The organism is Methylophilus sp. OH31, assembly GCF_000576615.1.
Taxonomy (GTDB): Bacteria; Pseudomonadota; Gammaproteobacteria; order Burkholderiales; family Methylophilaceae; genus Methylophilus.
Genome location: NZ_BAUS01000002.1, coordinates 705,463 through 717,236 on the forward strand (window position 1 = coordinate 705,463; position 11,774 = coordinate 717,236).

At 51.5% G+C, this 11,774-nt stretch carries 12 protein-coding genes and 1 tRNA gene; 3 read left to right on the plus strand and 10 right to left on the minus strand.

The annotated features are described in order from the left end of the window. Positions 1 to 78: 78 nt before the first annotated feature. The 9 genes from OH31_RS05160 to OH31_RS05200 all read right to left on the minus strand — a co-directional run bounded on the left by OH31_RS05160 (position 79) and on the right by OH31_RS05200 (position 8,939). Entirely contained in the window at positions 79 to 1,647 is a 1,569-nt protein-coding gene (locus tag OH31_RS05160) for a diguanylate cyclase (RefSeq protein WP_242402204.1), read from the minus strand. Between the two features lie 165 nt (positions 1,648 to 1,812). Continuing rightward, positions 1,813 to 2,061, minus strand: a complete 249-nt coding sequence (locus OH31_RS05165) for a hypothetical protein (protein ID WP_019881995.1) — start codon at positions 2,059 to 2,061, stop codon at positions 1,813 to 1,815. A 49-nt stretch (positions 2,062 to 2,110) separates the two neighbouring features. Beyond that, positions 2,111 to 2,608 (minus strand): peptidoglycan-binding protein LysM, encoded by a 498-nt coding sequence (gene lysM / locus OH31_RS05170; RefSeq protein WP_024929892.1) that lies wholly within the window; start codon positions 2,606 to 2,608, stop codon positions 2,111 to 2,113. A gap of 93 nt (positions 2,609 to 2,701) precedes the next feature. Further along, positions 2,702 to 3,295 (minus strand): membrane integrity-associated transporter subunit PqiC, encoded by a 594-nt coding sequence (locus tag OH31_RS05175; RefSeq protein ID WP_024929893.1) that lies wholly within the window; start codon positions 3,293 to 3,295, stop codon positions 2,702 to 2,704. A 12-nt stretch (positions 3,296 to 3,307) separates the two neighbouring features. Then, positions 3,308 to 4,969, minus strand: a complete 1,662-nt coding sequence (gene pqiB, locus OH31_RS05180; RefSeq protein WP_024929894.1) for an intermembrane transport protein PqiB — start codon at positions 4,967 to 4,969, stop codon at positions 3,308 to 3,310. Next, entirely contained in the window at positions 4,956 to 6,230 is a 1,275-nt protein-coding gene (locus OH31_RS05185; RefSeq protein WP_081755125.1) for a paraquat-inducible protein A, read from the minus strand. Before OH31_RS05185 ends, pqiB begins: the two co-directional genes overlap by 14 nt. Positions 6,231 to 6,360: 130 nt before the next feature. Beyond that, positions 6,361 to 6,495: a DUF2474 domain-containing protein gene (locus OH31_RS14710; RefSeq protein ID WP_081755126.1), complete on the minus strand. Its 135-nt coding sequence runs from the start codon at positions 6,493 to 6,495 to the stop codon at positions 6,361 to 6,363. Further along, complete coding sequence (gene cydB, locus OH31_RS05195) at positions 6,495 to 7,496, minus strand: cytochrome d ubiquinol oxidase subunit II (protein ID WP_019882002.1); 1,002 nt, start codon at positions 7,494 to 7,496, stop codon at positions 6,495 to 6,497. Before cydB ends, OH31_RS14710 begins: the two co-directional genes overlap by 1 nt. A gap of 12 nt (positions 7,497 to 7,508) precedes the next feature. After that, positions 7,509 to 8,939 carry a cytochrome ubiquinol oxidase subunit I gene (locus OH31_RS05200; protein WP_024929896.1) on the minus strand — a complete coding sequence of 477 codons (1,431 nt, stop codon included), beginning with the start codon at positions 8,937 to 8,939 and terminating at the stop codon, positions 7,509 to 7,511. Positions 8,940 to 9,210: 271 nt separating this feature from the next. Here OH31_RS05200 and OH31_RS05205 point away from each other — a divergent pair, with 271 nt between their 5' ends. Together OH31_RS05205 and OH31_RS05210 are read left to right on the plus strand one after the other, a co-directional pair. Beyond that, on the plus strand, positions 9,211 to 9,555 hold the full coding sequence (locus tag OH31_RS05205) for a helix-turn-helix domain-containing protein (RefSeq protein ID WP_024929897.1): 345 nt from the start codon (positions 9,211 to 9,213) through the stop codon (positions 9,553 to 9,555). Then, positions 9,545 to 10,786 (plus strand): type II toxin-antitoxin system HipA family toxin, encoded by a 1,242-nt coding sequence (locus OH31_RS05210; RefSeq protein WP_024929898.1) that lies wholly within the window; start codon positions 9,545 to 9,547, stop codon positions 10,784 to 10,786. Before OH31_RS05205 ends, OH31_RS05210 begins: the two co-directional genes overlap by 11 nt. Positions 10,787 to 10,886: 100 nt before the next feature. Here the strand turns inward: OH31_RS05210 and OH31_RS05215 are convergent. Beyond that, positions 10,887 to 10,962 (minus strand) — tRNA-Asn (locus tag OH31_RS05215). 221 nt (positions 10,963 to 11,183) lie between these two features. Here OH31_RS05215 and OH31_RS05220 point away from each other — a divergent pair. Continuing rightward, positions 11,184 to 11,729 (plus strand): hypothetical protein, encoded by a 546-nt coding sequence (locus OH31_RS05220; RefSeq protein WP_242402205.1) that lies wholly within the window; start codon positions 11,184 to 11,186, stop codon positions 11,727 to 11,729. Positions 11,730 to 11,774: the final 45 nt, after the last annotated feature.

Genomic DNA, 11,774 nt, shown 5'->3' on the forward strand with positions numbered 1-11,774 from the left:
TTATGCCAATAGTGACATGCTTGCTTGCAAATTAGCTTGGTACTGCGGTGCTGAGGAGAGGGAGCGGTCTGCCAGCCATTAATTGGCAAGCACTTGCATCATTTCTTTGCGATTTTTACGGCTGCGCTTGTTGGCATACATGCGTTTATCGGCAATGCGCATGAGTTCTTCTGTCTCGCTGGCTTCATGCGCAAAGACGATGCCTACACTGGCACCTGTGCTGACTGAGCCTTCTTTTTCCATCTGCAAGTGCGTGTATTCAAGCTGGTGCTGGCACCACTCCACATCATCTTCATGACACAGAATGGCAAATTCATCCCCACCCAGCCGGTAAAGTTGGCCGCTGGTATCCAGTTTTTTAGACAGAATCTGACTGAAGCTTTTTAACAGGTGATCGCCTGCGTCATGACCAAAATGGTCGTTCACGTATTTCAGGTTGTCCATATCAAGAAACATCAGGCAACCATGCTCGGGGAACTGCACCATTTGATTTTCGAGCGCATGACGGTTAGGCACGCCGGTCAGCCGGTCTGTCATGGCAATGGAACGCGTGCTTTGCAGTTCGACCAGCATATGCTCTTTTTCTTTATGCAGGCGGTTCATTTGATAGGCAACCAGCAGCGAAAGCAAGATGGCCTCTACCGCCACCGCGATCAAACCGAATTGCTCGATGGTCCAGGCATTAGAGGTCAAGCGCTCAGCCGTGATAGATAAGCCCCCCAGGATACCAAACACCGAGATTGCAAACAGGTAAAGCTGGGCGATACGATTTTTTTGCAGGCTGAGGCGGATGCCGCAGGCCAGGCCAAACATGAGGAAAACGGCGACGCCAAACCTGTCCATTTCCAGCATCCAGTTGGGGAAGATCATGGCAAACACCAGCAATGCCACCAGGACCGTGCGTGCCACCATAGACAAGTAATAGAGCTTGGCATGATGTAACGGGTTGATGCCCAGCAAGTGACAGACAAAGCTGATATAGGCCAGATTGGAGAGCAGGATGGGTAAGCTGGTCAGGTAAAACCAGTGCCATGCAAAGAGTTGTTTAAATACCCCTAGCGCAGCGCTCTGGAAAATCAGGTTGCCCAAAATAAACAATGCATACATGCGCTCGGTGGTGTGCCCGGGCGTCATGCCAATGGCAGCGTAATAGGTGAAGATGCCGAACAAGACACCTAGTAACAGCAAGCTGGCAGCTGTAGTGCGGTTGGTTTGTTGCTGGTAGGTGCTTAGCTCGGAGACGAAAATCTCAGGTTGCGCCAGGTAGTAGGGCGATTGCAACCAGGTGGCCAATCGATAAGTGCCAGGCTCCAGGTGGATAATACGGCCGTGCCTCAGTAGCAAGGGATCATTTTCCTGGCTGCTTAAGCCGCCTTTGATAATGCTGGTTTGCTGCTTGCTATCTGTGATTTCGTGCTGAAAATGCGCAATGGTCGATGTGTTTTTGAAGTCGATCACATACTGGTCTGCATGCGAGATTTTGAGCACGCTCTGGCAGACGAATTTGCCGCCTTGCAACGGGATGCTGGCAATCACCACACCCTTGCTGTTCATGCAGGTGGTGCCGAGCAAAGTCGGGGTCGCTGAGGCCGGTGGCATCAGGGCAACCCATAACGAGATCAGCATCCAGAAGAAGAAACGTTGCAAGCCTAATTATCCAGTGAAAATGTCGAATCTCGACGCAGTTTACATGAAACATTCCGTGGAACGCTTAGGCTAACGCATTAAAGAAGGCAAAGAATTACTAATAAAGTGTAGAAAATAGCCGATAAAAAACCCGCATAAATGCGGGTTTTTGTGTTAAGAAAACAATTATTTGTTTTCAACCGCGGCTTTAGCGGCGTCGGCGGTTTCTGCTGCCTGTTGCTCAGCGGTTGCTGCGGCTTCTTTTGCCGCCTGCACTGCATCAGCGGCAGCATCTTTGGCTTCGCTGGCAGCAGCTTCAGCATGCTCTTGTGCAGATTCGACCGCTTGTTCAATCTGTGGCTCTTTTTCACCACAAGCGACCAGCAAGGTGCTGCTCAAGGTAGCGATCAGTAATAAACGAATGAATGATGACATAGTCGTGTCCTTTGTAAGATGAGTGGTTGGCTATTATTGTGTGTAACGCTTATTCCGGAATGCGCAGTACCTGGCCTGGGTAGATTTTGTCAGGATGGCTCAGCATGGGGCGGTTTGCCTCAAAAATCTTCATATAGCTATTGGCATTACCGTACATTTCTTTGGCTACTTTAGACAAGGTGTCGCCTTTGACTACGGTATAAAACTTTGCTTCAGGCTCAGGGCTAGGGACGTGCAACTGATCTTGTACTGCTTCAACGCCAGCCACATTGCCACAGCACAGCAGAATTTTTTCCTTATTCTCTTGCGTGTCGATATTGCCTTGCACGATCACGGTACCGCTGGCGCCATCAAACTTCACGTCATAACCAGTCGTTGGTAAGTTGTTTTTAGCGATATAGGTTTGAATGGCCTTGGCTGCCGCCGCGTTTGCAGCGTCTACATTGACCGGGGTCGGGGCTTTGCTTGCTGTTTCTTGCGCGGCTTTGGCTTCTCCGGCACCAAACAGTTTTTCACCTGCTTCTTTAATAAAAGAAAATAATCCCATCGCTTGCTCCTGACTTGTTATTTTATGAAAAGAAATTTCATCATAGCAAATTGGCGACGCGGTCACTACTTATTGGCATTAAAAATGTGGCCGTTATGGCAAAGTTTGTAATTGGCTGGCAATTTGGTCACTGAGCAAGTCAAGATTCTGGCCCAAGGCTCGCACCAGCGCGGGGTAGCCATTTTCAGCCAAAGGTGTGCTGAACTTGAATGACTGGCTGGCGCCTGCCACATGGTTCGCGCCAATCAGTTGCCATTGACCACTCAGCACGGCATAACCACGCATCTGGCCGTGAAACTGTTCTATGGTCAGCTGCAGGGTGTTGGCAGCAGGTAATCCAGGCTGCGGGTCGACGACGATTGTATTGTTGAGCCGACTGGCCAGGCGTGCGCGCAGGCCGCGCCGCAACTCCTGCGCCAGATTGTCTACCCAAAGATGGTCACGCGCTGGTTGCATGGTGATGTCGTCGGTCTGGATGACGATGCGGTCTGTATCCAGGTAATCCGCCAACTGGATACGGTTTAAGACCAGTGTGCGTGTCTGCGTCGTGGCAGGTTGCGGTGTGGTCACTTCCGGTAGGCTGTAACGCTCAGTTTTGACTGGCGGATTCGATTTGAAGCAGCCGGTCAGGCTGAGCCCCAGCAATAAAGCCAGCCCAACCCTTAATTGTTTTTTCTCGATCATCATGCGTCAGGTTCCTTACTGGTTGGCCGGTGCCATCGGTATTGGGTCATTGCCAGGCTTGCGGTCAAACAGGATGGCATTGGGTTGCTCATTCAAGGTGCGCGCCAATGGCTGGATATCGCGCAAGGCTTTATCCAGGCGTTGCAAGGTCGTTGTCAGCTCCTGATAAGCTGGCGACTCGGGTGACAGGCCTTTTAATGTGGTACGTAACTCTTGCATGGTCTGGTTAATATTGGCAGGCATCTGTTGCAGATCAGGCTGGCTGAGTAACTGATTCACTTGCTGGCTCAAGGCGCGGATTTCCTGCATGGTTTTTTCTGACTGCTGCAGGTTTTTATCCAGGCCGGACAACACAGGCTCCACTTTCAAACCATTGAGTTTATCCAGCAGGTCAGACAGTTTCTGTTCAATCTGCGCCAGGTTAGTCGCGGTGGTCGGCATCACTGGTAAACCTTCAAAACGCTCGCGTTGATAGGTTTTGTGCGCATGCTGGTCCATATTCAGGTCGACAAACACGGAGCCTGTGATCAGGTTGCCGGATTTAAGCGTCGCGTGCAGGCCGCGTTGCAGCATCTGCGCAATGCGGCTTTTCCACTCTTCCAGATCAGCCTTGCCATTATCTGCCAGGCGGCCGGGTTCCAAATGAATCAATACCGGGATGGCGTAACGGAAATCTTTTTTGCGTTCCGGCGAGTTGAATTTCCATGGCACATTGATCACCGTACCCACGCGCAAACCACGGAATTCCACGGGCGCGCCTTTGGACAAGCCACGTACGGTATCATCCACCAGTAGCACATATTCCAGGTATTGGTCGTAGGTTTGCTGGCGTGCGGCATCTTCATTGGCAAACAATTCAAAGGTAGCTTCGGAGCGCACCGGTTGCCCCATCGGCCTGTCATCGACATGGCCAAAGCTGACGCCGCCTGCGATCAGGGATTCGACGGTGGGAATATTGGCCTTGAATCCTTCTGAGTCCAGTTTGACATCAATGCCTACGGTCGTCCAAAAACGCGTGTTCTCAGTGACCAGTACGTCATAAGGGTGCTCAACAAATAACTCATGCTGCATCTGGCGTTGCTTGGGGTCGAATACGGCGCTGACGACCCTGCCCACGCGTAGGCCCTGGTAGCTGACCGGATCCCCCACACGCAAAGAATTACCGACTTTACCGATGAGGTTCACATGCACGCCTTGGGCGCCATTGAGTGAGATGGGCGCTTGGTCCAGCACGGTGAACTGGTCCGATTCTTCCAGGCTTTTGCCTGGTTGTAATTGAATATAGGCGCCGGAAATCACCGTATTCAGGCCGCTGATGCCTTCCAGCCCGATACGTGGTTTGACCACCCACAATTGTGTATCCTGCACCAGCATGGGTTGCGCTTTTGGGGTGATGCGCGCCAGCACTTCAATATGCGTCAGGTCTTCAGACAGGGTGACTTGTTCCACCAGGCCGATATCTACGCTATGCACCTTGATTTTGGTTTTACCGGCCTCTATGCCTTCGGCGTTGGTGAGGGAGAGGGTGATTTGCTTGCCCGCTTTGGTGTAGTTGTCATAAATCAGCCACAGCCCAATCAGCAGGGCGACAATAGGCACGATCCAGATCGGCGACAGCCGGGCTTGCTTGCTGACTTTGGCCAGCAATTGGTTGTTGTCTTGGTTATTCTCTGTCATGCGTGTTTCCTTGGGTATCCCATAGCAGGCGCGGGTCAAAGGCCATGGCGGCCAGCATGGTGGTAATCACCACCGCACAGAATGCCAGCGCTGCCGGGCCGGGCAATACTGACATCAGGTTGCCCGATTGTATCAGCGCGACCATGATGGCGACGACAAACACGTCGACCATGGACCAGCGGCCAATCAACTCTGTGAGCCGATACAGCCTGGTTTTTTGCTGTGCCGTTAACGGGCCAGGGTATTTTGCCAGCAATGAAAGCACCACCAGTATCAGCATCTTGATAATAGGCACCAGTACGCTAGCGACAAAAATGACCACCGCAATGGGCTCTGAGCCATGCTGCCATAACTCGAGCATGCCGCCAATAATGGTAGAGGCGTGTGTTTGACCCAATGAGGTGGTAATCATCATCGGGTAAGCATTGGCCGGAATATAAAGCACGGCTGCGGTGATTAACAAGGCCCAGGTAAATTCCAGGCTGTTGGGTTTACGCATATGCAAGGTGCTACCGCAACGGCCACATTCATGGCTGGCCGCAGCGGCCGAAATGGTGTTGACCAGGCCGCAGGTGGCGCAGCCCGTGGCATGTTGATCTGCTGCATTGATGCCGCAGCGGATGCTGGTATCTGGTGGCGGCTCACCGGCTAACCTGTACCATAACCAGTCGATATCCACCGAGCGCGTGGTCATGAGCAGCAGCAGGGCAAACACGCAATAGGCCCAGAACGAAGCGCCCAACTGCACCTCGCCAATTTCGGTGAGTTTCACCAGGCTCACCAGCGCTGCAACCATGAATACATCGGCCATCATCCAGGGGTGCAGACGTGAGAACAGGCGTGCAATCACATCGCTATAGGCACGCGGCACCCGGCGTAAGACATTGGCCTGCATCAGGATCACACCGATCAGGTATAAAGCGGGCAATACGAACGCCGTACAGCTGACGATGAGTGCCACCAGTGGTTGATGCACATCGACCAGCGTCACCGCCGTCTGAGGCAATTCAATCTGCGTATCCAGGCCATTGGTATCCATACTGATAAACGGGAAAGCGACCGCAATCAGCAAGGTCAGCAATGCGCTGATGGCCAGCGCAATGCTGCGTTGAACAGGATGCAAATGGCGCCTGGCCAATACATGCCCGCAGCGCGGGCAACTGGCGTGTTCACCTGGGCGCAGCACCGGGATCGCACTGACCATGTCGCAAGCACGACAGGCCCGCAATCTTCGCCATTTTGTATTTTGCTGGGTCGTCATGCGGATGGATAAAGAATGGATTGACCTGACTGTTTGGGTGGGCTTTTCATAAGCATGGTAAACGGGTTGGATTTGAACGCGCAAGAAAAATTCCAGCGGAGGTGTTGCGCTATGCCAGATCCATCATGGCTTAGTGATGAAAGCCTGCCGCCGCCATCAGTCCCTTGATGAGTATGCTGACGATCGCCAGGGCTGCAATACTGGCTAGCCAGATCAGGAAAAACCAGCCCAGGCGTTTCAGGATGTTTGTTTGCTTGTGGGTCATTAATGGTAAGCCTCGCCCTTATTCACTTTACCGCGAAACACGTAATAGCCCCAGGCGGTATAAATCAGAATAATCGGAATAATAATCACGGCGCCTATCAGGGCAAATTGTTGGCTTTGTGGAGGGGCCGCAGCAGCATGTATGCTCATTTCCGGCGGGATGATATTAGGCCAGATGCTGATACCCAGGCCAGCATAGCCGAGTAATACCAGGCCCAGCGTATAAAGAAACGGGCTGGTTTCGGCTTTGGCCTTGAGTGCGCGTTGCAATTTGTAAAAGAAAAATATCACCAGCAAGGGTACAGGCGATAACCACAGCAGGTTGGGCAAGCTGAACCAGCGCTCGGCGATGCGGCTGTCCATCCATGGTGTCCACAGGCTGATGACTGCAATAATCACTAGCAATGCCATAGAAATACCTTGTGACAGCTTGTAACAGGTGGTTTGCAGTTCGCTTGTGGTTTTGAAAATCAGCCAGGTGCTGCCTAGTAAGGCATAGGTGACTAATAAACCTAGCCCGGTAAAGAGCGAGAACGGTGAAATCCAGTCCAGTGGCCCGCCTGCGTAGGCTTGGTTTACCATTTTAATGCCTTGCAGATAGGCGCCTAGCGTCACGCCCTGAAAAAAAGTGGCGGCAATAGAGCCGCACAAAAAGGCTTTGTCCCAAAAGTGGCGTTCTGCATCATGTGCCCTGAAGCGGAATTCAAACGCCACACCGCGAAAAATTAAGGCCATCAGCATAAACAGCAAGGGCAGGGAGAGGGCGCTTAAAATCACCGAATAAGCGAGAGGGAATGCCGCCAGCAAGCCAGCACCACCTAATACCAGCCAGGTTTCGTTACCGTCCCATACCGGGGCGACCGTATTCATCATCAGGTCTCGGTCCTCTTTTTCTTTAAAGAACAGGTAGAGTATGCCTATGCCGAGATCAAAGCCATCCATGATGATATACATCATGATGCCGAACAGGATAATGATGGCCCACACCAGTGATAAGTCCATTGCGTCGCCCCTTTATTGATCTTTGGTGTTAGCCGGTGACTTGGCATCCGGATGAAACTCGGGTGCCAGTGCAAATGCATCCACGTCGCCCGGGTTCACCGAGATGGCATCACCTTGCAGCGCTTCATCCGTTTTTGGCCCGATTTTTACCAGCCGCAAGACATACAGCGTGCCCATGCCAAATACAGCCAGGTAGATAATGACAAACAAAGCCAACGTGAGGCCAACTTCGCTGGCGGTATGCGGTGTCACGGCATCCGCGGTGCGTAACACACCATACACCACCCACGGCTGGCGCCCGATTTCTGTGGTAAACCAGCCCGCCAGAATGGCAATCACCCCGGCAGGGCCCATGGCGGTGGCAAATGTGAGGAAAGGCTTATGTTGGTATAACTGTTTTTTGTAACGTAACCACAATGAGGTGGCCGCTAGCAACATCATCAGCATGCCCAAACCAACCATGATGCGGAAGGTCCAGAAAATAATAGTGGCATTGGGGCGGTCTTGTGGCGGGAAGTCTTTCAGTGCTGGAATCTGCTCAGTGAAGGAGTGGCGCAAAATCAAACTGCCCAGCACGGGGATCTCTAAAGCAAAGTGATTCTTTTCTTGCGCCATGTCCGGCCAGGCGATCAGTACCAATGGGGTCGCTTTGTCGCCTTTATTCTCCCAGTGGGCCTCAATCGCCGCAATTTTTGCCGGCTGGTGTTTCAAGGTATTCAGGCCATGCATATCGCCCACCACCACTTGCAAAGGCGCCAGCAGCAATATCAACCACAGCCCCATAGACAGCATTTTGCGTACGCTGGCATTGTCTTTTCCTTGCAGCAACTGCCATGCCCCCGATGCGACCACAAATAGCGCAGTCGCCAGATAAGCGCCTATCACCATATGGACTAAGCGGTATGGAAACGACGGGTTAAATATAATCTTGAACCAGTCTACCGGAATCACTTTGCCGTCAATCAGTTCAAAGCCCTGCGGTGTGTGCATCCAGCTATTCGATGCCAATATCCAGGTCGCCGACACCAGTGTGCCGATCGCCACCATGACGGTGGCCGCAAAGTGCAGCGTTGGCCCGACCTTGTTCCAGCCAAACAACATCACGCCCAAAAATCCAGCCTCAAGAAAAAAGGCCGTTAGCACCTCATAAGCCAGCAGTGGTCCGGTGACGCTGCCCGCAACGCTGGAGAAACCAGACCAGTTGGTGCCGAATTGATAGGCCATGACCAGGCCAGAGACCACACCCATGCCAAAACAGAGTGAAAATAACTTGACCCAGAAGTGATATAAGTCGAGGTAGACGGTATTTTTGGTTTTTAACCAGCTCGCCTCCAGCACGGCCAGATAACTGGCCAGACCGATGGTAATCGCCGGAAACACGATATGAAAAGAAATGGTGAACCCGAACTGGATTCTTGCCAAGGTCAATGCCAAATCAGACATGCTTATCCTTTTACAACACTGGCAATATTCGCATAGGCGTGACGTCACGTGCTTGCGCTCACTTGCGTGGAAATTACTCGCCAGGAAATATTAACTCGCCGAGGAATATTATCAGCGTTGACTCGTATTGCTGGCAATAAGTTTTACGGGCGAGCTGGCTATTCCTGTGAATGATGCAAAATGCGGCCTAATCACGCTGCTTAAAAATGAATTGATTTCGTATGAAAACGCAATATAATGAACTTTAAGTCTATTAAATATTAATTTATTGATGTCTAAAAAAACAAATTCACTAGCGAGTGCTAACCCGGATGTGCTAAAGGCATTAGAAACGCTAGGCTTGCGCCTGCGTGCCAACCGCGTGGCTTTGGGCTGGACAGTGAAGGAGATGTCAACCCGCTTGCTCTGTTCACAGAATACTTACCGGGCGATTGAGGCTGGCAAGCCTAGCGCGAGTGTGGGCATTATTGCCAATGCACTGTGGCTGTTTGGCCAATTGGACAATCTGGAGGCTGTTGCGCCTGTCTCCGTGAGTGCTAGTGCGTCTATTCGCGCCAGAAAAAAACCTGGCGTAACCGATGCCGCATTCATTTCAGAGGACGAGCGTGATTTCTAATCGTACCATTTATATAGGCCTGGCTGCCAGGTTCGATACCGATGTCAGGCCCGCGGCGATTTTGAAACTTGCGCGCAGAGGCGTGATTGAGTCCAGCCAATTAGCTTATGGCACCGGATTTTTGGCGGCGCCTGATGCCTTTGCACTAAATCCGCTACATCTACCGCTTAAAAATGAAGTCGTCAGCGTGGCCGAGCGTCGCGTGCGTGACGGCGGCGCGTTACCTTTGACTTTGTGTGACGCGTTGCCGGATGCCTGGGGGCGCAAAGTGCTGGAATCTCAGCAGGGCCGCACACTCGACGATATTGATGTGCTGCTATTAACAAATGCCAACCGTGTTGGCGCAATGACCTTCGCTGAAAGCTTGCCGATTCAGCTTCAAGCCGCTGACAGTGAGTTGTTTTCCCTCAATGAGATGTCGGAGGCGGTAAAGCGGTTAGAAGTTGCCATGGAGATACCGTTACACCTGCGTCGACTGCTCAATAAAGGCGGCAGCCTCGGTGGCGCCAGGCCCAAAGCGGATTTCATCCACGACAATAAACGATGGATCGCAAAATTCCCGGCAAGCAGCGATGACCACGATGTCGAGTTGCTCGAAGCTGCGATACTGGAATTGGCCGCCTTATGCGGTATTGACGTGTCGCCGTACAAACTGGAGCGGATACATCGCGGGCATGCCTTGTTAGTGCAGCGTTTTGACCGGGTTGGTAATGTCGATGACGAGACACGCATACATTACCTCTCGGCATCTGCGTTACTTAATGTCCCCTACAACTCAAATGGCGGCAGTTATATTGAATTTGCGCAAGTGATCAGAAAGATTTCAGACCAACCCGAGTGCGATTTGAATCAGCTCTATCGCAGAATGGTCTTCAACCTTATCATCGACAATACCGATGATCACGTGAAAAACCATGGCATGTTGCATGTCAAAGGTAATCAGTATCAGCTTTCTCCCGCGTTTGACGTCGTCATGCAACTGACGAACGTGCATTACCAAGCGCTGGCTATTTTCCCCGGCAACAATCTTTCCAAGCTCAGCTTGGCCATACGTGCGGCTTCACATTTCGGTATTAACGAAAATATTGCCAAAGCAATCATTGACGATATTGAAGATAAAACGCGTCAACAGTTATTGCCTATTGTTGAAAGGTTAGGCGGCAGTGATGTGCTGATGAAAAGAGTGCAGCAGTGTTTGGATCGGCAGATGGCTTTTATTCACGCGGAGTAGGTTGCGTGAAGCTAGGGTAAAGGTGGTCTTTTTAGAAAACCATTATTCAGTACGGCGAATAAAGCAAAAGGCCTTGCATTTCTGCAAGGCCTTTTTTATTTGGCTCCTCAACCTGGGCTCGAACCAGGGACCTACGGATTAACAGTCCGGCGCTCTACCGACTGAGCTATTGAGGAATCGGTACGTCGTTTGAAGGCGCTATATTACTGAGGCCTCGCCCCTTGGTCAACTACTTTTTGCGAAATATTTTATATTTTTTGTGGTGAGGGAATGGCCCAAACAAAATGCATGATCTGTGGCTATTTTTAGGCAAATTTTTGTAATATTCGCGCCGCTGATCCTTGACAGCGGCGGGTTTGTCAGGGTGCTGACTTATAATATGTGTCAGGAGAATACGATGCGAACCATGGTTGGTAAAATTGCGAGTGTGGATGGCGTGGCAGAAGTGATTGATGCCCGTGGGCAGCATCGCGCGCTGGTTGCTGGCGATTTGTTGCGTGAAGGCGATCAGGTAGTGACAGCTTCAGGTGCAACATTGGCACTGGAGGCAATGACGGGTGAGCTGATTCAGTTTAATGGGCAGCAAACCATTACCATGACAACGCAACTTACCGCTCAATACGTTGCAGATGCGAGTGATGACGCGATACACCCGTGGTTGTTGCAGCATGTGCTGGCTTCAGTGCAGTCTGGCGAGGACGTGCTGGATATCGCTGGTTTACTGGCGGAGTTGCCTGTAGAAAACACATTTTCTGCATTTGCAGCGACAGTATTGCCTGATGAAGTGACCGCCGCTCTTCATATTGATGATCTGATTCAGGATCATGCAGCCAGCCAGTCGTCTACTTTAGGTGCTGGTGCGGTGGATTTGATGGCAAGCACCGGTTTGCCGAGTGAGGTGGCTTTGCAGCAGAGCTTGCTCAAGGACTTCATCAAAGATTAACCTTGAATGCAGAAAAGAAAAAAGCGCCCTTGGGCGCTTTTTTCT